Below are 24,780 nucleotides of genomic sequence, written 5' to 3'. Positions count from 1 at the left end.
ACTCGCGTCCTCGCCACGTCGGCTTTGAAACCAAACCTCCCGACCGCACCCGACGGGACGGCCGGCGTGGATGGCGCAGTGTGACCCGGCAGGAGAATGGGGGACGTGGGGACGATTGCTTCGTTGGGACCGCGCCAAGCCGGCGGCGGGCGCAGTCGGTGGACTGGCCCCGGCGCCTACCATAGTTAGGCCTCCCGTCATCCACTACATCCCGACGACGAATGCCGGAGCGGCCAGCCTAATTACGTTACCTCGTCGCTCCCCCACAGCCCGAACCGTTCGGGTGCCCTGTGGCGAGCGGTACGTCCCAGCGTCGTCCACTCGGCAGTCGACCGGCAGCAGGCGGTGGCGCGTTAGGCGGCCAGCGCGTCGTCGATGAACGCTTTCACGAGTTTCTGCATCCCCCCACGGGCGTGTTGGTGGAACGTCGCCGGTGCGACATCGAGCGAGTCGGCGACCTCTTCGCCGGAACTGTCCCGCGGCCACTCGAAGTATCCTGCGTAGAACGCGGTCTCGAGGATCGTCCGCTGGCGAGTCGTCAGCATCTCTTCGAGCGACGTCCGGAACTCGCGGTTCGCGTGGATTGTCCGCTCGTGCGTCTGTTTGCTGACGAGTTCTGTTTGCGCAAACGTCGACTGGACGGCCTCAACGACGGTTCTGACGTCGGCCGTCTGGGGGAACGCTGCGACGATCGTTCCCCGTCCTTCGGTGAACCTGGCAGTCTGGATCGTGCCGCCGTACTCGGCCAGGGCGGTTGCCAGTGATGGGCCATCGACGATGAACTCGAAGAGTGCGCCGCCCTCCTGCTCGTCGTCGTCGTGCACACTGACGACGCGTGCGTGCTCGATGCCGGGATCGTCGCTGGCGAGGTCCAGCACACGCTCAGGCGCGATCTCGGGGACTGTGAAATACTGGAGATACGTGCCATCGGATTGCGAGGTGATCCCTTCGAGCTCGAACTCTGCGTCGAGTTCGGCTGATGCGGTCACGAAGAACACGGTCGGATCGTGGAACCCGAATTCGAGCTCCACGACCGTATCGGCGACCAACGCTTCCTTCCGTTCGACGGCGTTGATTGCGAGCCCGATCGTCTTGCCGAGTTCGAACAGCACGGCCTGCTCCCGGACGCTGAACGCGTTCGCGCGTGACGAGTACGCGACGAGCACGTCGTAGACCGTCTCCTTGTAGATGAGCGGGATCACCGCAGCCGACGGCTGCCCCCGCCCGAACGCTCCGTCGTCACTGGATTCAGGCCCGGGCAGTCCAGACGGGAGTCTGCTGACGTCACGGATGAGTTGGATGTCACCCGACTCGACTGCCATCGAAATCGCGTCAACTGTGTCGATATCGAACGCTCGTCCGAACGAATCGGTGCTGAGTCCGTCGCCGGTCGTTGGCGTGACGTCACGGAGACCAGTATCGACTTCGCCGATCCACGCGGCATGATACAGTTTTGCAGCAGCGAGCGTTTCACAGACCTGGCTCTCGATCTCCGCTCGAGTGGCCGCCTGGACCAGCCCCTGGTTGACCCGGCGGATGACGGTATTGATCTGATTGAGTGTCTCGAGCTCGTCACGCTGGTGGCCGAGTTCGAGCTGCTGTTCTTTCACTTCGGTGATGTCGTCGATGACGCCGACGAACCGGTACACCTCGCCGTCCTCGTTCTGCAGCGGGAACGCGAAGCCGTTAACCCACCGGATGGATCCATCAGGCTGGACAACACGGTACTTCTCCTGAAACCTGATTGCGGTGACGGCGTTGCGCGACGTCTCCGTCACCTCCTTCATCGCCGTTTCGACGCGACGCTGATCCTGTGGATGGACAGCATCGAGGTGATGTATCAGGTTGTCGTACACGGAGTCCCGTGAACGGCCGGTGATGTCCTCATAGGCGGGGTTGATGTACAGGACTTCGCTCAGGTTCGCGTCGGCCATCCAGATGGCGCTGTTGATGTTTTCGGCGATCTGGCGGAGCCGGCCCTCGCTCTCGCGCAACCGCTTTTCGCGTTCCTTGCGGTCGGAGATATCCGTCGCGATGACGACCGCTTTCTCGACGTCGCCGTCCGGGTTCTCGATGGGGGCGATACTGAGGGCGGTCCAGACGCGCTTGCCGTCGGGACGCTCCAGCCGGAACTCGGAGTTTAGCACGCGCTCGCGATCCTCGAACACCCGACTCAGCAGGTCTTCGGGCTGCACCTGCTGTCCGCTGGCGCCGTAAAACCGGCGCTGAGAAACGTCGAGCGTCTGGTTCGTGATCTCTTCGATCGTCAGCCCCAGTAGCTCCTCGGCTTGGTCATTGACGCGGGAGATGTTCCCGTCGGGCGTGATTACGCCAACGCCGACCGGACTGGTCTCGAGGATGTGCTCGATGACGTCGCGCTCCTGGCGGAGTGCCTCCTCGCGCTCCTTCCGATCGGTGATATCGGTGGCGATGATGGCTGCCTTCTCGACGTCGCCGGCGGCATCCGTCATCGGCGCGATGCTGATGGAGGCCCAGACGTGATCGCCGTCCGGTCGTTCGAGGGTGAATTCGGTGTCGATGACCTGCTCGCAGTCGTCGAACACTTGGCTCAGCAAGTCCGCAGGCGATACTTGATTCCCCTCCGAGTTGTAGAGTTTTCGCTGGGACGCGTCGAAGGTCTGGCTCGAGAGCTCCTCCATGGTCAGCCCGAGCACCTGCTCGGCCCGATCGTTCACCCGGGCGATGTCGCCGTCGGGCGTGATTACCCCGATGCCCACGGGGCTCGTGTCGAGGACGTGCTCGATCAACCCCCGCTCCTGCCGGAGTTCCTCGGCGCGTTCCTTCCGATCTGAAATATCACGAACGATGCCGACCGTCCCCTGGATCGATCCATCCGAGCGGAGGAGGGTAAGCCGCGCTTCGCAGGGGATCGTCCCATCGGCGGCAGTGTGTGCGTCGAACTCGACGGTCGCGATCTGGTCGTCGCCGTCGAGCAGGGTCTTGATGGCGGTCAAAAAGTCGGGGATATCAGCCGTGTCGACGACTATCGACGCGTGCTCGCCCAGTAGGTCCTCACGCGAGTACCCAAGCGCCTCGATGATCGGCTCGTTGACCATCCGAAAGTAGCCGTCACGATCCAACTGATAGACGCCATACCCCGTCATCCCAGTGATCGCCTCATAGCGGTCGATCGTCTGCTCGTACGTCTCGGAATCGATGGAGTCGCGAACGAACACCGCATACAGCTGGTGACCGCCGACCTGGAATTCTCGCAGATCGGCACGGACGCGAACCGCGCCACCAGCGGCATGTCGTGTCAGTACATCCAGTCGGTCGGTTCCCTCGGCGGCGGAGCGGAGCGTCGATACGTCCCATTCGATGACGAAGTCCTCGACCGATCTCCCCACGAGTTCGTCGGGTGGATACCCCAGAACATCGCTCATCGTCTCGCTGGCAAAGACAACCGTCTCGTCGGAGTCAAGGATGAGCGTATCGAGCTGTGCGGTTTTGAGTATACTCCGGAAGAAGTGCTCGTGGTTGAGGGGCTCGGGGGTGGATTCAGCGCTGACGGTCGTGTCAGTCGCGATGTTATCCGGTGGAGAATCGTGGGCCATGACTGTCTAGGATGCGGGGGAGCGATGGTAAAGACACGTCAACGGATATGTGGCGAACAGGGTGAGAATACACAACCGTTCCCTGCGAATGTTTGCGGTTTGTGTACTGATAGTCCCTCGAAGACGGGAACCGCTGGCGTGGCTGGGATGGCAGCCCGACAGCGTCGTCAGGTGAGCTAATGACGCGACGACGACCTCGTCGCTCCCGGGGACGAGCGAGGGCCCTGATCGCAGCCCAATAGTCGACGGTGAGTTAGCTTGCTATAGGCGGTAAGCTCCACCCTCAGCGGAGCGAGCCGCGTTAGCGGCATCGAGTAGGGTAGTTTACAGAATGCTGTCGAGATACTGGGCCTCCCAATCCCGCCGATCCGCGAGTTCACGTCGACCGCGCTTGGTCACGGTGTAAACGTTCGTCCGGCGATCACGTTCCCCTTTCTCGATGAGGGCCTTGTCGACGAGCGTGTCGAGATTGGGATACAGCCGACCGTGATGGATCTCTTTCTCGTAGTACTGATCGAGCTCATCCTTGATGGCCAATCCGTGGGGCTCCTCAAGGCCCGCACTCACGGCCAACAGATCGCGCTGGAACCCGGTAAGGTCGAACATATGCCTCCAGAGTACTCCTATTCCAATCTGACCTATAAACCCGCTGTAAACTGAGTGAGAAATGTGTGAGGGAATGCAAATATTCGAAGCCATGGTCCGGAACAGAAGCTGTCGTTAATTGCTTCTACCATTCCCGACAGGGGATGTTCCCAATTGGGGCCTGCAGGACGCATGCTCGATCGCACTGCGATATGTCTGCTGCTGGCTTTTGGGGCCACCGTACATCGTCGTTGACTGTGCAACCGCTGGCGTGCCATAGTACTGTCCCAACCAGCCTCGTGACCTCCTTGCGATAGAAACAAAATGACTTCACAACTGTCGAACTATAACATACACCCATAATCGGGTCATATCTTCATTCAGAGAGACGCGTATGATTTCGGCATGGAAATTCAGAGTAATATACGGTTAACCGTTGACAGAGAATGCTAACGTAGCCAATAGTTAAAAGTGAATACGAAGAATACGAGTTCACAATGGGATTCGAAAAATTCGACGACTCAGGGCGCGGCCGTGGGCGCAGGGCCGGCACCGACCCGATGATCTCCATCCGAAAGTCGGGCAGCATCGGGGCGAACCAACCAGTGACCGAGGAGTACTTCGACGGGATGGATGGGGCGGTCATGTACTTCGACGAGGACACCAACCGTGTCGGGATCGAACCGGTCGCGGACACGGACGCTGACGAGGCCGCCTACACCGTGAGCAAGACCGACTCCGGCGGGACGATCGCTCCCAAGGCGTTCCTCCGGGAGTACGACCTCATCCCGGACGTCACGACTCAGTACGCGCCGGAGTGGGACGAGGACGCGGACCTCATCAGCATCGACCTCGACGACCCGATGGGAACGTACGGCTCCCCGGCCGACGACTCCGCGGACGACGAGGAGTAGTCCACCGACAATCCGCCCCCCCACTCCATCCGCCGTGTTTGGCCGGTGTGTGTACTTGCAGTTGCGCTGGCAGGGGACGTACTCGCAGTGTTTGTGACGGAATTACAGCACATCAACATCCAGGACATCAGTGAGCCCTGGAACGTCAAAATCGGCGTCCGTGACGGCGAGCCGTTCGCCGAGTTCCATCGCGGCCCCAGCGATGAACGCGTCCCGAGCTGTGAGCGGATCGCCGTCTTGTTGGAGGTGTGCCTGGAGCTCGCCGGCAGCGCGCGCAACGCCATCAGTCCCATCAACGACCGACAGCCACCGTAAGGCGTCGTCGACGGCGTCGAAGTCCGCCGGGCCCGATTTGTACACCTCTCCCTGATAGACCTCGAACAACACAAGCGGCGGGGCGACAGGGCGTTCATCGAGGTGCGACTCGACGTAGGTCACGACATTCTCATTCCCGTCGAGATAGTCGATGAGGACGCTGCTGTCATACAGCGTCATCGGGTACCGACGTCCTGCTTCATCTCCTCCCGTGCCTTCTGTGCCTTCTCTGCGGCATCAGTTCCTTTCCAGAGCCCTGCTCCCTTCCGTACAGTCTCACGCCGTTCACGGACCAGTCGAGAGAGTAACTCATCGAATGTCTCGTCCTCACCTTTGAGTGCGGCAAGCGCTTCATGGGTATCGTCCGTGACTCGAATGCTTTTACTCATACGAGTCTGTATACGGGTCGGTATACAATACTGTTGTGCCACCCCTGAGTGACCCAACTAGTACACACCCGCGGCCTCAGACGCCGTCCATCGCATCGGCGACAAGCTCCCGCGCGTTCCCCAACAACTCCGCCGCACGACCCGCGGATCGCGCCTCGGCGGTCACGCGAACCAACGGCTCGGTCCCACTCGCTCGGATCAGGAACCAGCCATCAGAATGCGCAACACGCACGCCGTCGAGCGTCGTCACCTCCTCGTAGCTCGACTGCACCGTCCCCTCGACAGCATCCATCACGCGCTTTTTCGCGTCCGTCTCAACCACTGCACGCTGAATCGGATACGAATCGTATGCAGTCACCAACTCCGAGAGCGGCCCAGACTCGACTACAAGCTCCGCGAGCCGACGTGCAGCAAGCGGCCCATCCGGACACAGGGTCTCCCCGGGCCAAATCCATGCCCCGCTTGGCTCCCCGCCGAACACGACGTCGTCTGCACGTGCCGCCTCCGCAACGTAGACATCACCGACACGTGTCCGGACGATCTCGCCACCCCGCTCCGCCACGGCATCCGCGACAAGCAAACTCGTATTCACCGGCACCGCCACCCGATCGCCCTCGCCGACCATCGCACTCCCGAAGAGCGCCAGCAACTCGTCACCACCCAAGAACCTCCCCGTCTCGTCGACCGCCATCATCCGGTCGGCATCGCCATCGTGGGCGATCCCCATGTCTGCATCCGTCGCCGCGACGACCGAACACAACGTCGTACAGGTCGTCGCGGTCGGTTCGCTCGGCCGGGCCGGGAACCCGCCGTCTACATCGGCATTAAGCGTCTGCACGTCTGCCCCGAGCGACCGGAGAACCTCCACTGTCGTCCCACCCATGCCATTCCCTACGTCGACGACCACGCTGAGCCCCGCGAGCGACTCGCCACCATCCACCAGCACGTCACGATGCCTGTCGGCTGCCTCATCGATGCACACCGCGTCACCCAGTTCATCCCACGCAACGGGCAATCCAGCCGCATCGCGAATCGCGTCTTCGAGTAGCTGGCGCTGTCCCTCGTCGAACGCCTGGCCGCTTGGCGTCCAGAATTTGAAGCCGTTGTCCGCTGGTGGATTGTGCGACGCAGTGACGATCACGCCTGCGTCGGCATCGTGCCACCCTACGCTCCGTGCAAGCGTTGGCGTCGCAACCTGGCCAAGCCGAATCACATCGATCCCGGCTTCACGAGCGCCACTCGCAAGCGCATCGGCCAACAATTGCCCTGTGTCGCGACCGTCGCGACCGAGGGCGATCGTCTCGTAGCCACAGGCACCAAGCGCGTGGCCGATGGAGAGCGCGAGCTCGGTCGTGACCGCCTCGCCGAATCGCCCGCGGATGCCGCTCGTACCAAACATTGCTGACACGTCAGCACGATCGATATTAATCTACTGGGTGTTCGCTGGCAGCGACGGAATCTGTCCCAGAGATGGGACCTGGCCAAAGGGACTACCAAGGGTTCGAGACAAACAAATTGTTAATATTGAGGGTTTCAGTGTGGATTGCTGATAATCTATGTAACTCGCTGAAAATAGACTTATGGACGTTTGACCGGATATTTTGTTCCGTGCCGAAGCCGCACACCAAACGCACGTTTCTCAAAGGTATCGCTACCACACTCGCAGTCGGTGCAAGCGCAACGACGGTCCTCGGCCAGAGCAACAAGTCCATCGAGTGCGCGGAGGTCGCCGTCGAGGCGGAGTACGTCGTCTTCAGGAACACGGGCGACAGTGAGGTCGACGTTTCCGGCTACGAAGTGGCGTTCGAGTACGGCAACGATGGCACAAATCAGCGACGAGCGCTCCCCAAAGATACGACGATCGAGGCGGGTGGAGAGCTCAAAGTCGCCTCCGGGTACAAACCCGTCGACGATGCCGATGTGACGTTCGACTACGACGGCGGCGTGCTCAACGATGATGGGAACGACGTGGTCGCGCTGCTCGACCCCGACGGCAACGACGTCTGTACCACCAACGACCAGCCCGTTTCAACCTCGACCTCGACTGAGACTTCGTCTAGCACCGGCGACTCCGGCGGGGACGACACTGAGGACTCGACTGCGACTGACGAGGAGTCGACGGCAACCGAGGAAGAAACGTCGACTGAGGAACCCACGTCGACTGCAGAGGAACCGACTTCGACCGAGGAACCGACCGCGACTGCGGAGCAGACAGCCACAGAGGAATCCTCGACGCCGACCGCAGATGACGGCGAGAGCGACAGTACTGACACGGCCACGTCGACGCCAGACAGTAGCGCCGAGAGCGGTGACAGCGAGACGACGTCCTCGGACGACGACTGTTAACTGCGCCACCGCCTCGCGATTTTTGGGTGTCGTTGCTTTGGAGTCCGAAGTGTTATCCACGATACGTGGAGTGCGGATTACCTCATGCAGGTGTTTCAGAACGCGCTCTCGACGGCGTTCCATCACTATGACGAGTCATCGCTGGCAGTGCATGTGAGCGGTGAACGAACGATCGGTGGCAGTTCTCCATGGGTTGTTGGCGACAGCATCGCGGCTATCGATTTCACGGAACTTGATCTGAATCACTGTCCATGACCTCCCAACTTCTCAAGCGGAGACGCCAGTATCCCCTGTCAGATCGTATCGCGGTCAGTGTAGGTATGACGCTCGACGATGACGTCGTCGTCAAACGTGTGGAAGTCAGCCCACCCAAAGTCGACGGTATCGCCGCCCTGCTCGCCGGCGTAGCGGCCGTGAACGGCGACGGTGTCATTGTCGACGACGAGTGACTCGATGGTGTGTTCGCCTAGTTCCAGTGGGCGTTCTTCGAGATAGAAGGTTTGGAGAGCCTCGATCCCCTCGATGGGTGGCTGGCCAGGCCGGTGATACGTTATCTCCTCATCGAATAGTTCGAAGACGCCGTTGTAGTCGGCAGCATCAATGCAGTCGTAGTACCTGCGGACCAGCGCCGCTAGACGTACGGTCGAGTCGGTGGGCATATTGAGACGAACAGGCCGCCACCTGGTGCTAGTTTGCACGGCGGCAAGCCGTACCTGTACCTGCGAAAGTGGATTTCCAAGCTTGCGTTTCGCCCCTGTGGACAACGAGGCGCCGCCGGACCTCCGCTGGATAGTTTTTTGGGGGCGACGTCCAACGAGCCAGAATGTAGCGCCAGTACTGACTGTACGCGCGATATTCGAACCCTTGCCGGACGGGCGCAATTAAATAGCTAATCTGCTGGTTTTCTACGCCCGATATCGTCCCTATCGAACGCTGTTGCAGTACTCCGCAATTCTCGCAGCGTACTGTATCGAATAGTTCAGTAGCGTCTGCGAACGGACGGTTCTTCTTCGGCTGTCTCGTTCACGCTCACCCAACGGAATGTGCGGCAACGCATCACGGGACATAATTCCATGAGTAAAACTGGGGATTTATTATGTGGTGGGTGCTAGCAAGTCACTATGAGATATCAAATTGGCCCTGACGAGCCGGTGGACGTTGCAGTCGTTTCGGCGGTGAGTGCGGCCGAAGAGTGTGCGCCGGAGGCGCTCCCACAGCTGACCGAAGCTGTCAACCCCGATGCGCTGAACGAGATCTTCGCGCCCAAGGACGAGGGGCCAACTCGTCGCTCGGGAACAGTGTCATTCGACTACAGCAACTCCCGAGTCACCATTGAACGCAACGAATACCTCACGGTTGAACCACTCGACGTGATTCCGACGCCATAAGCTCGCGCAGCCCTCACCGGTACTGAGTGGTCGTGTCCACGGGCTCCCCGAGTTTTCGCTACCACACCGGTTCCGGTAGTCACGTGTATACTCGCGAAACGGCTATATAGCGGCGCTGGCGTACAGCGGAGGAAAATGGGTGAGGACGAGCCAACGTCTGGTGGCGACCCGGAAGGGTTCGGCATGTGCACGGAATGCCGGAACGTGTACACGGTGCAGCAGACCACGGAGAATCAACTCCGCCCGATGGGAACGAACGGTACGTGTGAATGCGGGAACACGGAGTTTGTCCCCTACACCGATCCGTAACGTCACGCTCAGTAAGAACGGGTTCTCAAACTCCAGCCCTCAGCCTGCGCACGGCCGTCGGCGATACAGGTGTCAACCGATACTGCCCGCTACGGTGATGAGGATGACGCTGTGCCGCATTCGCCCGCTTCCTGGGACGCCACTTCGCTCACAACGTCGACCGCCTCGTCGCCGTGAACGACGATCTCGTACCCGCAGTACGTGAACTTGATTCGACCACGCTCGGTAGACTGTCCTCCACGTAACGGAGCAAAGATGGAATCCAGTGCATCAGTGTCAATGGCGTCGACGAGAACGGGAAGGTCAGTCGGGTCAACCCCTTCCAGCGCTGCGACCCTTTCGATGACTTTGGTGCTCACTGCGGTCCCATCGGTACGAGGCTGAGGTGACTCGCTCTCCATCTCGTAGAGATTCCCAGTACCCGTGAATAAGCGTAGGGGAAATATTCCTCCATTTTGAGATAGAACCCAACCACGTTGCTTGGTTCGAAAACCCGACCGAATTCTCAGCATCATCTCTGCTGTGTTTTGCCGTTCCCATGCTCGGAGATCGCCTTCCGGCTTCACCGAGTCATCTATCTCACTCACTGAACCGACCGACGAGCTGGTGGGAGACGTTCGTTAGGTAGGTCGCCCCCAGAGTCGCGGCGACGATCGCGCCAGCGAGATTGTACAGGAGGTCGCCGACCGTGTCATTCACGCCGTGCTGGGCGAGCACGGCTTCGAAGCCGAACCGGAGGGCGGCAAGGTCGATAGCGAACTCGACGAGCTCCCAGACGACGCCGACTGCCAGCACGAACAGCAGGATGAACGCGAACATCGTCTTCGCGGGGAGGTAAACCGAATCGGCGTGGAGGTCGATCGCACGCACGATCGTGTACCCCGTGGCCGCGACCAGCGACGCCGACATCGCGTGAGTCAAGCTATCCCACTGGCCGATGGAGTCGTATAGCCCGGCGGACCCGAGCGTATGGAGGAACGCCGCCGCGGTCAGCCAGATGACGAGCTCCGGTTCGATGGGAAGCCGGTAGTTCCGCTCGAGGAACGCGGGGAGGAAGGTGACCGTCAGGGCGATACCCGCGTTCGTGATTGTTGGGACGTCGCGGACGACGAGCCCGTAGACGAGGAGCCCGCCGAGGACGATCTGCATCGGCCACGAGAGTCGCCGGATGCGTTTCTCGGAGATGGCGAAGCGATCGCGAATGAGCGATGGTGTTGGGTCCGGCTCCACAGCAGGCGCTTCACGGGGGGCCGCAGTATTCGCGGTCGAGTCAAACGACCGATATCGGAGATAGCCAGTGAAGACCACGCCAGCTACCGATCCGGCGATTGTCGCAAACAGGAAGTCGATCATCATCGCATGATTGGCGGCATCCTGGGTTCGACCGCCCACGAGATAGGACGTTCCGAGCGCTATGTCGGCGATCCACTGGGCGACGTTCCAGGTCGCGCCGATCGCCAGCGTCGCGATGATGACGAGTGCGACTGCGAACGGGCGGTTCATCCGCACTGGCGTGAAGGTATGCACGTCAACGGCGACGATCAGTGCGACCGCCGCGACGGCAAGATACACCGCGATCGGCGAGAGCGCGGTCTCATCGAGGATCGCCGCGTCGACGACCGGGATCGCCACCACCAGCAGCAGTTCCCATGGCGGCATCGCAGACGGATCCCGTAGCACCGCTGCGGGAAGGACGATTAGCACAATCGCCATTCCTGTGAGGGAAAGCCAGCGGTACGAACCAGCGACGCCCAGCCAACTCGCCAGTCCGGCGAGCAGCACGACAACCAGCCAGCCGGCCGCGGCATTCCGTCTCGTCTTCTCGATAGCCCCACCGAACCGAGCACCCGTCATGGAAAGCAAACACGCCCTGCCAACCTGAATAGTCTCTGTATCGAATGACGGCGTGTTGGGACGTATCACCGGCGATTACGGCTTCTCATAGGAACGAGGGGGACATTGAGTAGCGGCGTGTGGTAGACTCAAGCAGTACGAGCACGCGCCGACGTATCCCCTCGACGCCGCGTCCCTGCGCTGGTGAACTGAGTAGCGAATGGATACTACATAAATAGTAACCGCCACCAAAAGTGATATGAAACGTGTTTACGTACTAACCCATCGGGGACATCGATGGACTATCAATTCGAGTGCGGGTGTGGTGAATCGATCGCTGATTTTACGCGGGGTGGAGATATCGAAATCAGCACGAACACGATCTGCGAGGCGTGTGGCACGAGATACGCGGTGACCATCACGACGATCCAGAAGAAGTACGACTGAAGGCGGTTCTATGGGGTCATCTCTGCTCAATCGTTACTCACAGGTGACCTCGCAACGCGACGGATTCACTGTCCTTCGAGCCTTCTCTGGTATGGACGAACGTTACTCCAACTAAGCGCTCCGAAGCATGAGTTCAGAGTGCGCTACTCTTCGATAGTGGACAGCGTGTCGGTGATGTACAGTTCTGCATGGCAGCCCGGGCACACAAACCCCATTCCTGTCGGTTCGCCCCGCTCAACGTTCTTGATGATGGTCTCATGACAGCGACCACACTCATACGAGGTATCCCCAGTCCCTCGAAAAAACAGGTGAGTCCGAAGGTCGGGCTCATAGAGGTGATCGATTTCCGCACGCGAAATATCGGTCCGGTCGAGTGGAGGAATCCGAATCGTTCCCATGAACGAAAGCATATGCGAAAAACAATTAGCCTGTTGACTAGACGTTCGGCGACGTTCATTCGGCTCCCCGCGAACGCTGGCAGAGGGGTGGCTGGTCAGGGGCACGCCCATTCGCTTGGAACGGGGAGAGGGATGCGAGAGAACAGGGTCCGAATGAAATCACCTAGCAGTGTGACTCCGAGCAATCGATTCCGTTCCCGGATTCAGCCGTCGCGTACCCCATCGAGGTAGTCGTCGATGAGAACGTCGAAGTTCCCGTCGTCGTACTGTTCTCGCAGGGCAACGGCCGCACATCCCCGGTCGGTGATCTCGTAAAGGCCGCTGTTCGGCGCCGGGCCGACCCGTTCGACCAGGTCGTACTCTGCCAGAACCGGGAACCGCGTGTTGATGTACGACCGGTTTTTGTCGAGCTCGTACGAGAGGTTCGCGGCGTTATTCCGGTTCCCGTCCGCGAGTGCCTCTAGGATTTCGAAATCCGTCGGGGACGTGAGTCTCATTTCCCGAAACCCACGAACTAGCCCACTAAAATGATGATGGATCCGAAGTATTGGTGCGCGCCGTCAGTGCAATTACGATTTCTTCTTACCGGGACCCGAACATACCACAAATCGGTTTTAGGACGCGACCGCGCCACAGTGCCTTGTAGGATCCGTCATCTCAACATCAGTGACGACATGAGGCACAAATGTGAACTAAACCCACCATGGCACCCCTTATACAACCAGCGGAGACGTTAAGGGACATGGGCCTTGTCGAGCCGTTTGACCCACCTCAGCCATGCTCACACAGCAAGGCCAGCGTGAACTCGACGCTCGAGGGACGTGGGAAACTGAGTGGGTCGACGGTTAGAGCTCGAATCGAATAATCTCTCCTCGGTCGCACGCCGGACATCTCGTCCGCTGACACGCCACGGTAGTTCCGCAGTGTCGACACTCACAGACCGTGTCCGGATCACCGGCCTGGCCGAGTACTCGTTTGACTAATTGATTCATGATTGGGCGCGGTATTGAGAGCGAACGTCCTGCGAGCACTCCGAGCTATCGACCCCCATGTCTATCTCCTTCCCCTCACGGTATCCGATGAAGGCGAGTTGGGTAGGGAGATTACCAGCACCGTATGCGTAGTCGCCACGCAGTCGATTTGGGAATGACATGGTTCTTGCTGGGAACGCGGAACAGGCGGCTGAGCGCCGTAAACGGGTTCCAGCAGGCTCGTCATCTCGAGCCCACATAAAACTCAGTAGAGCGGCGTGAAAGTGAAGCGGTACACGGACGGGTTGTTAGTCGACGATCTCTACGGCCGTGATCTCGAACCGAGCACCACCCTCCTGACCATCGGTCGCCTCGATCGCCCATCCGTGTGCGTCGACGATCTGTTTCACGATTCGAAGCCCGAACCCGGTCCCGTTGGTGCTCGTCGAGTAGCCGGCCTCGAACACCGCCTCACGCTGGTTTGGTGGGATGCCTGGACCGTCGTCTTCGACGTAGAAGCCGGTGTCCAAATCGCCTGCAGTGATGGTGACGTCCGGACCGCCATGGTCGATGGCGTTCCGAATGAGGTTTTCGAACAGCTGCTGCAGTCTCCCCTCGTCGGCCTGGATGGCGTGCGTCATCTCCATCACGAGTGTGGCGTCACCCGTCTCGACGTACTGCCAGCTTTTATCGAGGGTTGCAGCGAGTTCGACCGTCACGAGGTCGGTGACGGCGACGCCCTCGCGGGCGAGTGTGAGGACGTCGTCGATCAACGTCGCCATCCGGTCGAGCGCGCGGTCGATGTGTGGCAGCTGGTCGCTGTCACACTCCTCCGCTGCCAGTTCGAGCCTGCCCTGGGCGACGTTCAGCGGGTTGCGGAGATCGTGCGAGACGACGCTCGCGAATTCGTTCAGCTGTTCGTTCTGCTGTTTGAGTTCGGCTTCGGCAGTCAGTCGGTCGAACGCCTGCACCGTATGTTCGACGAGCAGTTCGGCGAGCTCGCGATCGTCCTCGTCGAAGTGACCGACCTCCTCGCTGACGACCTGGAAGACGCCGTAGTCGCCGATCGGGACGCTGATCGCCCCCCGATACGGGCCCTGGGGGTTCGCCCTCTCGACTGTCTGCACGTCATCGAACAGGAATGACTCATCACTCCGGTACGTCTTGCCGACGATGCCCTCATCGACGGCCATCGTCGTCGCGCCATCGGGGGGGACGCCCTTCGAGAGCGCTGTGATCGGCAACATGCCATCCTCCTCCAGGTTGATCACGCAGAGATCGAACTCCAGGATGGTTTCTGCGGCCTCGATCGTCCGCTCGCAGATCGCCGTTTCTGTGTCATAGCGTGTTCGATCGGTTGCGATGCTATGGAGCTCCCGGAGCGCCTCCTCGTGCCGTCGGCGCTCCGAGATATCCAGGTGGATGCCGGTGGCACGAATCGGCGTGCCGTCGTCGCCCCGTTCGACGACCGTCCCGATATCCCGAATCCACTTCCAGTCGCCGGACTTCGTCAACATCCGTTGGTCGCTCTCGTAGTAGTCCGTCTCCCCCGCGAGGTGCTCGTTCAGCGTTTCCCAAACCCGGGGCAGGTCATCAGGGTGGACCCGGCTCTCCCACGTGCTCAACGTCGGCTCGAGTTCCTCGAGCGAGTAGCCGAGCATCGTTGCCCACTGCTCGTTAATCGTAATCTCGTCCGTCTGGACCATCCAGTCCCAAACGCCAAGCTCCGCGCTCTGCATCACGAGATCGAACCGATCTTGAGTCTCCCGGAGTGCGCGTTCGCGCTTCTTCTGCTCGGTGATGTCTGTAATGAACCCCTCCAACCGCTCTCCGGGGATCCTTCCTGTACAGTCCCTCCCTCCCCGCTCTCGCACCCACTTCGTGTCCCCGTCCATCATCAAGATACGGTAGGTGACGTCGAACTGCCTCCCCGCCTCGAGGGCGTCCTCGATGTCCTGGACGGCCGCCTCCCGATCGTCCGGATGGACGATGTCCGTCTCCCACCCCACTGTATCGGTCTCCAACGCAGCTGCTGCATAGCCGGTGAGGGTTTCACAGTCGCCTGCGACGTTCTCCATCTGCCAGGGTGATTGCGTACGACAGCGATACACGATCCCAGGGAGGACGTGGATGAGCATCTCCAGTCGACGCTCGTGTTCCCCGTTCGTCCGTCGATGGCGCGCGCTCTCGACAGCGTTTTGGATCCGGTTTGCTAACAGCGTGTACTGGTCCATCCCACCTCGCTTCTGGAGGTAGTCGGTAACTCCCGCTGCGATGGCGTCGCTGGCGATCACCTCGCTGCCTTTTCCGGTAAAGAGAATGAACGGAATGTCGCCATCGCGTTCACGGACGACGTTGAGAAAGGCGATCCCATCCTGACCGGGCATCTCGTAGTCGGAGACGATACAATCGATCGCACGACTGGCAAGCGTCTCGAGCGCGCTCTCAGCGTCGAGTGCGGTGATGACCTCGATCCGGTCGTCCTCCCGTTCGAGGGCCGTCGCCGTTAGGTCCGCAACGTCGGATGCATCGTCGACGTGGAGGACACGAATCGCGTCGGTGGTTCCGGTCATACGGCGGGTGCTGCGTGTGCCGCTCGAGCAAGCTGTCCACCACTGCCCGAGGATCCCTCGCTTTCACCACCCCACCACAGAGATGGTGTGACAGCTGAGTCTCGATCCAATCGGTCGCGAGAACTGTCTCCCTCGGTGCCGATTCCGTGTCCCGAATCCACACGAATCCGACCATGTCCACTCCGGTGTTCGATATCACGTCGGTCCCTATTGGGGTATGCGAGGGAGGGCAGATGGAGTGCAAGGCGGATGACCGTTGTACGTACAGACGTCATATGTCAAGCCAGGCATGAGATGACATATAGTTAAGGATTTTGGTTAGCTGAAACAATATCTGCGCTCGGCGATTGGTGTCTCTCTGGCCCGTTCCTCCGTGCTGTGCCCACGTGTTCAATCGGAGAGTGTGAACCACGTCGAGAGCTTCGATCGCTTGTCGGAGAACGTGATTGGAGTTTCGCTTACAGGGGGTTCATCCAAGTGCGTTCAAATCGGCCTCACCAGCCTCCGCACTGAACCAGCGAGTACTGATGCTCAGTATCCCGGGTGTTGTTCGCACTTCGACTCCTCACTGGGTTGACTCCGTTCATCTCGGATCTCCGTTAACGAGACTCTCGACTCATGTACGTTCAGAATAACGAATATCGCGGACCAACAACACGTCCCTGATGACGCCCCCGCTGTCCCGGTTGGGTGGGAGATGAGCCTCCGCGAACTCACGGCGTTCGTGATCGTCTTCGAGATGTGCGCACTCGGCGTCGTGTTCGCGGGCATACTCGGGGCAATCGTCGCCAACGGCGGCGTTCAGACGATCACGATCGACATGACGATGTTCGGCGAGTTGTGGATCGAGTACGTCCTCCTGCTGGTCATGATGGCGGTGACCCCGTACGCCCTCTACGTCATCGAGCGTCGCCTAAACACTCGGTGACGAACTGACGGGCACAGTCCCTGATCGAGGAAGCCTCCATGCTTTGATGGTTCCCGCGGCTTCGACGCAACCGCATGCGGCTCGGACCTCGTAGTATGGATTCAGCATCAGTCCCTGATCGATTTCGCATCTCGAACTAATGTGTCTCCAACAAGCGACACGGTCGCCCAGCAGTACTAGCTGCAGTTCCTTCTCCCCCGGTCCATGGCACGGGTCGGATGGGCGACGAGGTTCCAGACGTGACTCGTCGGTTCTGCCCGAGCTGCCGAGCGGAGGGCAAGATGATCACGACGGTCGCCTGGCAGGCTGACAGCTGTGGCCCCTGTAGCCGTGCCCTGCCCGACGAGTAGCGGGGCTGGCGCCCTCACAGAGACACCGTAAGGTCTGACGGGTCGGTGGTCGGAGCGGGCGTTCGTGTTCTGATGGTGCGATCCGTGAATGACGGCTGCAGGCGCTGCGGGACACCGTTCCCCGACATCGTCGTCCACTGGCTCAGTTAGTCGAGGTTTGCCAGTGGTCGCATGCGGCTCAAGTACGCGCTCGCTGCCAGTCCCGCGATCGTGCTCACCAGGATGGAGACCACGAACCCACTGAGAAGGACGCGTGGCACGACCGAAACCACCCCGTCGAAGCCCGTGACGGCCACGGCGACGCGGTTCAGTACCCAGATTCCCGGGATGGAGAACGCGATGCCAAGCGCGCCGCCCAGGAGCCCGATGACCAACGCACGCGTTCCCACGACCACGATCAGTGAGAATTGAGACGTGCCCAGCGCCTTCAACGCGCCAAACGTCCTGCGGTGGCGGTAGACGAACGAGAGTTGGAGGTTCGTGAGCAGGAGCACGCCCGCGACGAGGGCCATGACTACGAGGCTCGCCCCACTCGCGAGGACCACGGCCTGTTCCTCGAGGGTCGCCCGAAGCTGTTCGTGGTTCGTCCGGACCGTATACTGTGGGTACTCCTCCTGCAGTTCGGCTTCGACGGTCTCCGGATCCGCACCGTCGGCCAGTTGAATCGAGATGAACGTTGCCCGGTCACTCACCGTGGTCCCCGTAATCTCCTGGAGTTCGCTCAGGTGGATGGTGACCGTTGGCGCCCCGACGAACTGGGAGTACGTCGGCGAGATCCCGACAACGGTGAACTCGTGGCTCCGTGCGGCCCCGATCGAGCCGCCTACGTAGATCGTATCGTTCACCGAGACGTCCAGCAGCTCCGCAGCCCGTTTGTCGATGACCGCCTCGTACGTCATCGGGCCAGTGTAGGTGCCGTCGGCGTAGTGGATATCCTTCTCGCTGACGTGCCGCCCGTCAGTGATGCGGACAGATGCACCACGAGCCGGTGCGCCAGCGCCGATAACCGTCTCGAATTCGGAGGTGTTCGTCCCGACATACACTGTCTGGAACCCCATCGGAACCGCGGTGGTGACGTCCTCTCGCTGTTCGATTTCGGTGGCGACCTCATGTGAGTTAATCAATGTGTTCTTGAAGCCGCCGACGCTCCCGGGCTGGAATTCTAGTGGGCCGCCAGTGACCCAGAGGTCGCGATTGGACTGGTCGAACTGCTGTTGGCCGGTCTCGAGGACGCCGACGCCGACGCTCGCCAGCAGGACTGCTGCCAGCACGGCCAGGGCGACACCAAGAACGGCTAGGAGTGTCTGGGTTCGTTCGTGGCGGAGTTGGCGCACCGCGACGCCGAGGAGCCCGACCAGTCGCGACAGCCGACTCACCGTGACAACACCTCGAGCGCATCGGTGCGACGGCTCAACAGAACGGGGTATGCTGCACCGAGGACGCCGATGACGCTGGTGACCACCAAGGCGTACACTGTCAGGCGCGGGTCGAGCATAGCAACGGCCCCGACACCGAACGTCACGGTACCGAGGTGGTTGGCGCCGACGATCCCGAGTACGCCGACGCCGAGCCCGACAACACCGCCGATGGCTGCCACCACGACTGTCTCGACGGCGACGAGCGTAGAGCGAGCACGGTTCGAATACCCAATCGCTGCGAGCGTTGCGAGTTGTCGCCGGTCGGCGCTCACTTCGAGTCCCATCAGCGTCGTGACGAACAGCACCCCGACGACGACGGCAGATACGAAGGCACTCAGCGCGACCGCGAGCGGGAGGTTCGACGTGGAGACCTCCTGTGCGGAGAGCCCGTCCCGTTTGACTACTGTCGTCTGTGGATAGACCCCCTCGAGGCTCGATTCCACAGTCGGATCCGTCGTACTGACCAAGATCTGGTCGGCTTGGTCACCTGCCGTCTCGCCGGTCAGTTCCTGAAGTTCGCTCAGGTGGACGACGACGACCGGAACGGTTCCCGCAGCGTTGGAGAACCCGCCCTGGGAGACGTTCGCCACCGTGAAGCTCCGATTCGTCTCCCTGCTGTCGACCGCCATCGTGCTCCCGGTTGAGAAGTTGGCAAGGCGGGCCGTCGCGTCGTTTGCGACGACCTGGCCGGTCCACGGACCGTCGTACTGTCCGTTCGCGTAGTGGGGGTCACCTGGCGTGAGTGCGACTGTCGACACTCCGTTGAACGGTCGCCCATCAGCCGGCGCAATGATGCCCACCGCCAGCACGTACTTCCGGTCGCCGGTGACCTCATCGCGAACGGGCAGCAACTCCAGTAATACTGGCGTCGAATACGGTACGCGGTCATCCGCTTCGATGCGTGCGCTCACGTCGTGCACGTCGCCCAATTGGAGACTGTCGGTCGAGATTGCGATCGACGACACGGAGCTCTCCTCAGGGACAATCCAGAAGTCCACACCGTCGCTTTGGACGACCGACTGGGACGCCAATCCCAACGAGACGCCGGTCACGGTGACCATCAGGCCGACTGCAATCGCCACGCCGAGCACCGTGAGGAGAACACGTTGTGGTGCGATTCGGAACCGCCCGATGATCCGCCGAACCGCGAGCGAGACGTGTCCGGCACGACGTCGAAGCCAGATGGCTCGCTTCCCGTTCATCCGTCAGCCAGCTGTCGGCGCCCATCGCGAAGTCGCACGACCCGATCGGCGACGTCGATCGTCGCCGCGTCGTGGGAGGCGACCACGACGGCATGCTCATCGCTCAGTTCCTCGAACAGATCGAGTACGCGCCGGCCCGTCTCAGAGTCGAGTTCCCCCGTCGGTTCGTCGGCGACGAGCAGGTCGGGCTCGGTCGAGAGCGCGCGAGCGATCGCGACCCGTTGCTGTTCACCCCCGCTCAATTGCCCGGGTCGGTGCGTGGCTCGACTGGACAGCCCCACCGCCTCGAGCAGTTCGGTCGCCCGTTCGCGCCGTTCGCGGCGCGGCATGCCGAGTTCGATCAGCGGGAGCGCCACGTTCGCCCGTGCCGACAGCGCAGGCAGCAGGTGGAACCGCTGGAACACGAGCCCCACATGATCGAGTCGGAGACGGGCCCGCTCCCGCTCCGAGAGGCGCGTGACGTTCCGTCCGGCGACCGTGAGCGACCCGGCGGTCGGCGTGTCGAGCGCAGCGAGCAGGTGGAGCAGCGTCGACTTCCCGCTCCCACTCGGTCCCTGGATCCCCACGATCTCGCCGCTCGAGACCGACATCGAGACGCCGTCAAGCGCTCGAACGACAGGCTGGTCGCGTGACCCGAACAGCGCGCCTCCCGACCCGCGCCGGTACTCGCGGACGAGCGAGTCGCAGGTGACGACCGTGTCGGCGTGCTCGCCATTGCGTGCCTCCACGTCCGCATTCCGAGACGACATCTACTGCCACCCGTTCTCTCAGGGGATTGATAAAGACTGCGAGGTCGGGAGAATCCATGCGGGGCTGTCCTGACGGAATCTGCCGCTACTTCTGGGACACTGACTCACGCGCTGGCTAACCAACTCTGTCGTCTCGGGTTGTTTCCTGCGAGGACTGATCCCTCGGTGATTCCGGGTGAGTCCATTGATTGTGAGCGTATAGAACCTAGTCGAATTCCCACTCCGATGAGGCACGAATCGGGGCGGGCAACGGATGCGCGAACCTAGCTTTCTTCGAGGAGAGAATCCCGCCGTTTACGGCGAGGAGGATGTCACTCCCGTCTGCCCGCCCTGAGCTGCATCCAGGCTCCAGCGAGTCCCAGGAGGGCAAACCCAAGGATGGGGAATCCGGGTGCTGTCGTCTCCGTCGTGGTCGTCTCGGTGTCAGCTGGCTGGATGGCGTTCGGCTCCGTCGTCGTCGTCTTGTCAGTCGGTTCGGCGGGCGTCGCGTCGGATGTGTCCGGTGACGAGGTGGTCGTTGTCACGGTCGGGGACTCGTTGGTGGCTGCCGAATCCGTCACTGTCTCATCCGGCGTTTCCTCCGCTCCATTCCCGGCATCGCCACCACCAGAGGACGTGTCCGACTCGTCCGCATTCACCGTGATGATCGACACTGAACTCAGCCCTGTCACTTCCTTCTGACCATTGAATTCGTTGTCGCTGTGGGTCGTCACGTACATCGAGTACTCCCCCGCTGCAAGCGTCCCTGGGATGTCCGCGACGTAGGCACCACCGTCCTCGGACGCCGTGAACTGCGTATCCCACGTCCCGTTCGAGAGCGTGACGGCTACGTGCTCGGGTGTCGTCGACGAGCCCGACAGCATCGCCTCAAGCGTGAACGACGAGCCGGCGGTCACGTCAGTTGGGGCGTCGACGTCAATCTCGTAGTCGGTGATCACAACCGGTTGGATCACCTGCTGTACGCCGTTCACGCTCACCACGAGGACGTACGACCCTGACGTGTACCCGGACGTGTCGAACGACACGGTTCCATCCTCGGTCTCACGGGTCGACTCGACGATTTGGCGATCGCTATTGTAGAGGTGGACCGAATACCGATCGACACCAGGTGTGTCGACGTCGAACGTCAGTTCCCCCTCGGTCGGGGCCTTTCCCATTGAGGCCACCGTGTACGATTGGCCCTCGATGGTGATTGTCCGCTCCGGTGTATCGATCTCCGTGTCGACCGTGATCTCGTACTGGCTGTCGCCCGATGCGATCAGCGGTACCGTCCCAGAGACGATCAGCAGGGCGCACAGCACAACAACCATAGCCCGTCGAGCTGTCATCATCATCCGTTCAGCCGCACGTCGTGTTCCTCATCAGTCATTCTCTCTAAACTACTTGATTTCCACCGCATAATAATAAGTTGGGTAACGGTGTAACACAGAGTGGCTGGTAGTTTCTGATCTCAATTTGACGCTTCAAGTCGACCGAATAGCTTGAAACGTGGGAACCAAGCCATGTCTGATGGCAAGGACTCGCCGCACAGAACTATCACTCACCGCACGTAAAATCGTCAATCACCGGCTAACTATTGATTCGATGATTATCACTTACTAACTGACTTCGAGCCTGAAATTGAGAAGAGCCAACCATTATAATACCAGGGTCGAATACGTGTCATATGACTAAACAGCGTCCGTTCCGAATCAAGGGTCTCGGGCTGTTCCTCGCCCTTCTGATGCTCGCGTCACCAGTGGGCAGTTCGATCGCCTTCGCGGCACCCGCAGAGACCGGCCAACCCGCTGCAGGCCCGACGAACTCGTCGCTCCAGACGACCGGCGAATTCCCCGGGATCGAGCTCGATGGCGACGAGCTGGTCGATGCTGGGGATGGGGTCTCAATCTGGGACCGTGCAATCTTGCCTCTCCGAGCGGATGACGACGCCGCAGCACACAGCTCGCCGAACGCTGAGGCAAAGGTGCGCGTCGAGGAAGAAGGAATCGAGCGGTCATTGAACAAACCCACTCTCAGCGTGTACAATACTGGGACGGCGATCGACCTGACGTTCCTCCCTAAGCGTGCTGACGCGATTCCCGATGACTTCCACGGCGGCGAAGTCCAGCTGATCGCCGCCAGGATCGATGGCGATCAGGAACTCCCACGGTCACAGGGGGAACTCATCGATCTCGCTACGGACAACGATGCTGCCACGTTCGAGATGGTCGATGAGACAACTATCGACATTGACACCTTCGAACTTGGCGGGGCTGATGTCGAAGGTGACACCTTCACCTTCACGCCCGACGAACCGGGCCAGTACGTCCTCCTGCTTGCTACACCTGATGGGGACGACACCGGCTTCTCCGTCGAAGACGGCGAGCTCTCTCGGTCTGGGGACGTGACCATCATCGGGATGGACGCGGTGACGGTCCAGGAGGATCCCTCCGATGTTGATGCACCTAATACGGTGACGCGAGGTAACAACGTCACCTTCGACGTTGACACGCCGGGCGCGGCCGACGACAGCCTGGTCAACCACACGATCGTCCTGTACGACGAGAAAACCTTCACGGAGACCAGTACGACGTTCACCTTCGAGACCGTCTCCGCTGACGCGGACGTTAGCGTCTCGACCGACATCAAGTCGATCAACGGCGATGTCTACCTGATCAACGACCCGTCAGTGTTGAACAGGGACGTATCGAACTCGGAGCTGGCACCACCTGTATCGACGACCTCAGTTGCGAATGCGATCCTCGCTGACCGAGGTGACCTCACGGTGACTGACGACGCCGTACAGCTCGACGCCTCCATGACGGCCGAGCGGACGACGCCTAACGCTAAAATCGATGTGGGTACTGCGGAGAACTGGTCGGCCGGTCGCTACCACTGGATCCACATCGCGACGACCGCTGACGGCTCCGTCGTCGGCAGTAACTCGGGCAACCTCACGGTCAACAACGCCGGTGGCGGCGGAAATGACGGCCGCAGTGGACGGTCGAACAACGGCCAGGGCTCACCGCCGGTCTCGATCGAGGAGCGAACCGAAAACGGCCGCACGACGTTCGTCATCCAGAACGCCGCGGCGAACAAGACCATCCGCGTGTCCCCTGGTACGTCGGGATCCGGCCCGGCGAATCCCACGCTGACTGATCTCGACGTGAGCTTCACCAAGGACACTGACGCAGAACTAGGCGTGAACGGCGACCGCGGTGCCACTCCGCCCGTCAATCCGAACGCCGATCTCGGCTACTTCAATATCACGCACGAGGTCCCCGACGATGACATCGGTGGGGTAACCTTCTCCTTCACGGTCGACGCAGACCGTCTCTCTGACCGTGGCGTCACGCCTGAGGACATAATGCTGTACCGGTACCACGATGGAGAGTGGACCGCACTGGAGACGCGCCACCTCGGTACTGCCGACGGCGTCCACCAATTCGAGGCCGACTCACCTGGGCTCTCCGTGTTTGCGGTGAGCACGCGGAATGCCCAGACTGCTACATTCGAGGTATCCGAGGCCTCCCTCGATACGGACAGCGTTGAAGTGGGTGACTCGGTTGAGGTCACCGCGACTGTCGAGAACACTGGCGGCAGTGAGGGAACCTACACGGCCGAACTACTGGTTGACGGTGAAACGGTTGACCAGCAGGACGTCACAGTCCCGGCGGGGGAGTCCGAACCAGTCAGCTTCACCCACACGTTCGACGAAGCTGGTAGCTACGACGTGACGATCGGCGACACTGCAGCCGGCACGGTCGAAGTGACCGCCGCCGACACACCGACGGACACGGCGACCGCGACAGAGACGCCCGTTCCGTTCCTCGGCGGTGGGTCCTCTGCCATCATCGTACTCGTGCTCCTCGTGTTCGCGGGCGCAGTTGCACTGCTCTACCGGTCGGGCCGCCTGGACGACCTCAAGTAACCGGATCGCCAGGGGCGGTGCGTTTCCCCTGGCTGCAGTACTGTCGGTTCCCGTTCCGAACATACTATTCCTCTCGGCAACGCACCTCCCATGACAGCGAGTCCGCTTTCTGGTTCGCGCTTAGGGACCACGCTGGGAGACCATGCTCCCAATATCGTCATCGCCGTCGCCTCAAACACG

21 protein-coding genes are annotated in these 24,780 nt (G+C 61.0%); 7 read left to right on the top strand and 14 right to left on the bottom strand.

Translation table 11 applies throughout. The annotated features are described in order from the left end of the window. Nucleotides 1–353 precede the first annotated feature (353 nt). Both HUG10_RS07390 and HUG10_RS07385 read right to left on the bottom strand, forming a co-directional pair. Complete coding sequence (locus tag HUG10_RS07390) at nt 354–3,575, bottom strand: PAS domain S-box protein (protein ID WP_179168956.1); 3,222 nt, start codon at nt 3,573–3,575, stop codon at nt 354–356. 324 nt (nt 3,576–3,899) lie between these two features. Continuing rightward, complete coding sequence (locus HUG10_RS07385) at nt 3,900–4,181, bottom strand: PadR family transcriptional regulator (protein WP_179168955.1); 282 nt, start codon at nt 4,179–4,181, stop codon at nt 3,900–3,902. Between the two features lie 476 nt (nt 4,182–4,657). On the opposite strand from HUG10_RS07385, the gene HUG10_RS07380 reads away from it, so the two are divergent. Continuing rightward, nucleotides 4,658–5,074: a hypothetical protein gene (locus HUG10_RS07380; RefSeq protein WP_179168954.1), complete on the top strand. Its 417-nt coding sequence runs from the start codon at nt 4,658–4,660 to the stop codon at nt 5,072–5,074. A 102-nt stretch (nt 5,075–5,176) separates the two neighbouring features. On the opposite strand, the gene HUG10_RS07375 is transcribed toward HUG10_RS07380, so the two are convergent. The 3 genes from HUG10_RS07375 to glmM form a co-directional block, all read right to left on the bottom strand. Further along, on the bottom strand, nt 5,177–5,569 hold the full coding sequence (locus tag HUG10_RS07375; RefSeq protein WP_179168953.1) for a PIN domain-containing protein: 393 nt from the start codon (nt 5,567–5,569) through the stop codon (nt 5,177–5,179). Next, nucleotides 5,566–5,778, bottom strand: a complete 213-nt coding sequence (locus HUG10_RS07370) for an antitoxin VapB family protein (protein WP_179168952.1) — start codon at nt 5,776–5,778, stop codon at nt 5,566–5,568. Before HUG10_RS07370 ends, HUG10_RS07375 begins: the two co-directional genes overlap by 4 nt. Before the next feature lie 76 nt (nt 5,779–5,854). Beyond that, nucleotides 5,855–7,177 (bottom strand): phosphoglucosamine mutase, encoded by a 1,323-nt coding sequence (gene glmM / locus HUG10_RS07365; protein WP_179168951.1) that lies wholly within the window; start codon nt 7,175–7,177, stop codon nt 5,855–5,857. 209 nt (nt 7,178–7,386) lie between these two features. Here glmM and HUG10_RS07360 point away from each other — a divergent pair, with 209 nt between their 5' ends. Both HUG10_RS07360 and HUG10_RS07355 read left to right on the top strand, forming a co-directional pair. Beyond that, a complete protein-coding gene (locus HUG10_RS07360; RefSeq protein ID WP_179168950.1) occupies nt 7,387–8,124 on the top strand; it encodes a lamin tail domain-containing protein in 738 nt (245 codons plus the stop codon). A gap of 84 nt (nt 8,125–8,208) precedes the next feature. Then, entirely contained in the window at nt 8,209–8,379 is a 171-nt protein-coding gene (locus HUG10_RS07355; protein WP_179168949.1) for a hypothetical protein, read from the top strand. A 38-nt stretch (nt 8,380–8,417) separates the two neighbouring features. Here the strand turns inward: HUG10_RS07355 and HUG10_RS07350 are convergent, their stop codons facing one another. After that, complete coding sequence (locus HUG10_RS07350; RefSeq protein ID WP_179168948.1) at nt 8,418–8,783, bottom strand: nuclear transport factor 2 family protein; 366 nt, start codon at nt 8,781–8,783, stop codon at nt 8,418–8,420. Nucleotides 8,784–9,245: 462 nt separating this feature from the next. On the opposite strand from HUG10_RS07350, the gene HUG10_RS07345 reads away from it, so the two are divergent. After that, nucleotides 9,246–9,512, top strand: coding sequence for a HalOD1 output domain-containing protein (locus HUG10_RS07345; RefSeq protein ID WP_179168947.1), 267 nt, complete (start codon nt 9,246–9,248; stop codon nt 9,510–9,512). 398 nt (nt 9,513–9,910) lie between these two features. Here HUG10_RS07345 and HUG10_RS07340 read toward each other — a convergent pair whose 3' ends face one another. Beyond that, nucleotides 9,911–10,222, bottom strand: coding sequence for a HalOD1 output domain-containing protein (locus tag HUG10_RS07340; RefSeq protein ID WP_179168946.1), 312 nt, complete (start codon nt 10,220–10,222; stop codon nt 9,911–9,913). A 178-nt stretch (nt 10,223–10,400) separates the two neighbouring features. Beyond that, entirely contained in the window at nt 10,401–11,675 is a 1,275-nt protein-coding gene (locus HUG10_RS21750; protein WP_179171021.1) for a hypothetical protein, read from the bottom strand. A 276-nt stretch (nt 11,676–11,951) separates the two neighbouring features. On the opposite strand from HUG10_RS21750, the gene HUG10_RS07330 reads away from it, so the two are divergent. Then, nucleotides 11,952–12,101, top strand: coding sequence for a hypothetical protein (locus HUG10_RS07330; RefSeq protein WP_179168945.1), 150 nt, complete (start codon nt 11,952–11,954; stop codon nt 12,099–12,101). A 601-nt stretch (nt 12,102–12,702) separates the two neighbouring features. Here HUG10_RS07330 and HUG10_RS07325 read toward each other — a convergent pair. Together HUG10_RS07325 and HUG10_RS21745 are read right to left on the bottom strand one after the other, a co-directional pair. Further along, on the bottom strand, nt 12,703–12,996 hold the full coding sequence (locus HUG10_RS07325; RefSeq protein ID WP_179168944.1) for an ArsR family transcriptional regulator: 294 nt from the start codon (nt 12,994–12,996) through the stop codon (nt 12,703–12,705). Nucleotides 12,997–13,778: 782 nt separating this feature from the next. After that, nucleotides 13,779–16,043, bottom strand: coding sequence for a hybrid sensor histidine kinase/response regulator (locus HUG10_RS21745; RefSeq protein ID WP_179168943.1), 2,265 nt, complete (start codon nt 16,041–16,043; stop codon nt 13,779–13,781). Between the two features lie 697 nt (nt 16,044–16,740). On the opposite strand from HUG10_RS21745, the gene HUG10_RS07315 reads away from it, so the two are divergent. After that, on the top strand, nt 16,741–16,971 hold the full coding sequence (locus HUG10_RS07315) for a hypothetical protein (RefSeq protein WP_179168942.1): 231 nt from the start codon (nt 16,741–16,743) through the stop codon (nt 16,969–16,971). 496 nt (nt 16,972–17,467) lie between these two features. Here HUG10_RS07315 and HUG10_RS07310 read toward each other — a convergent pair whose 3' ends face one another. The 4 genes from HUG10_RS07310 to HUG10_RS07295 all read right to left on the bottom strand — a co-directional run bounded on the left by HUG10_RS07310 (nt 17,468) and on the right by HUG10_RS07295 (nt 22,024). After that, nucleotides 17,468–18,697 carry an ABC transporter permease gene (locus HUG10_RS07310; RefSeq protein ID WP_179168941.1) on the bottom strand — a complete coding sequence of 410 codons (1,230 nt, stop codon included), beginning with the start codon at nt 18,695–18,697 and terminating at the stop codon, nt 17,468–17,470. After that, nucleotides 18,694–19,941, bottom strand: a complete 1,248-nt coding sequence (locus tag HUG10_RS07305; RefSeq protein ID WP_179168940.1) for an FtsX-like permease family protein — start codon at nt 19,939–19,941, stop codon at nt 18,694–18,696. The genes HUG10_RS07310 and HUG10_RS07305 overlap by 4 nt, the downstream gene beginning before the upstream one ends. Further along, nucleotides 19,938–20,690, bottom strand: coding sequence for an ABC transporter ATP-binding protein (locus HUG10_RS07300; RefSeq protein WP_179168939.1), 753 nt, complete (start codon nt 20,688–20,690; stop codon nt 19,938–19,940). Before HUG10_RS07300 ends, HUG10_RS07305 begins: the two co-directional genes overlap by 4 nt. A gap of 311 nt (nt 20,691–21,001) precedes the next feature. Beyond that, nucleotides 21,002–22,024 (bottom strand): T9SS type A sorting domain-containing protein, encoded by a 1,023-nt coding sequence (locus HUG10_RS07295; protein WP_179168938.1) that lies wholly within the window; start codon nt 22,022–22,024, stop codon nt 21,002–21,004. 332 nt (nt 22,025–22,356) lie between these two features. Here HUG10_RS07295 and HUG10_RS07290 point away from each other — a divergent pair, with 332 nt between their 5' ends. Continuing rightward, nucleotides 22,357–24,600 carry a PGF-pre-PGF domain-containing protein gene (locus HUG10_RS07290; protein ID WP_179168937.1) on the top strand — a complete coding sequence of 748 codons (2,244 nt, stop codon included), beginning with the start codon at nt 22,357–22,359 and terminating at the stop codon, nt 24,598–24,600. The last annotated feature ends 180 nt before the right edge of the window (nt 24,601–24,780 follow it).

Source organism: Halorarum halophilum (genome assembly GCF_013401515.1).
Taxonomy (GTDB): Archaea; Halobacteriota; Halobacteria; order Halobacteriales; family Haloferacaceae; genus Halorarum; species Halorarum halophilum.
This window is presented reverse-complemented; position numbering and strand designations above follow the sequence as displayed.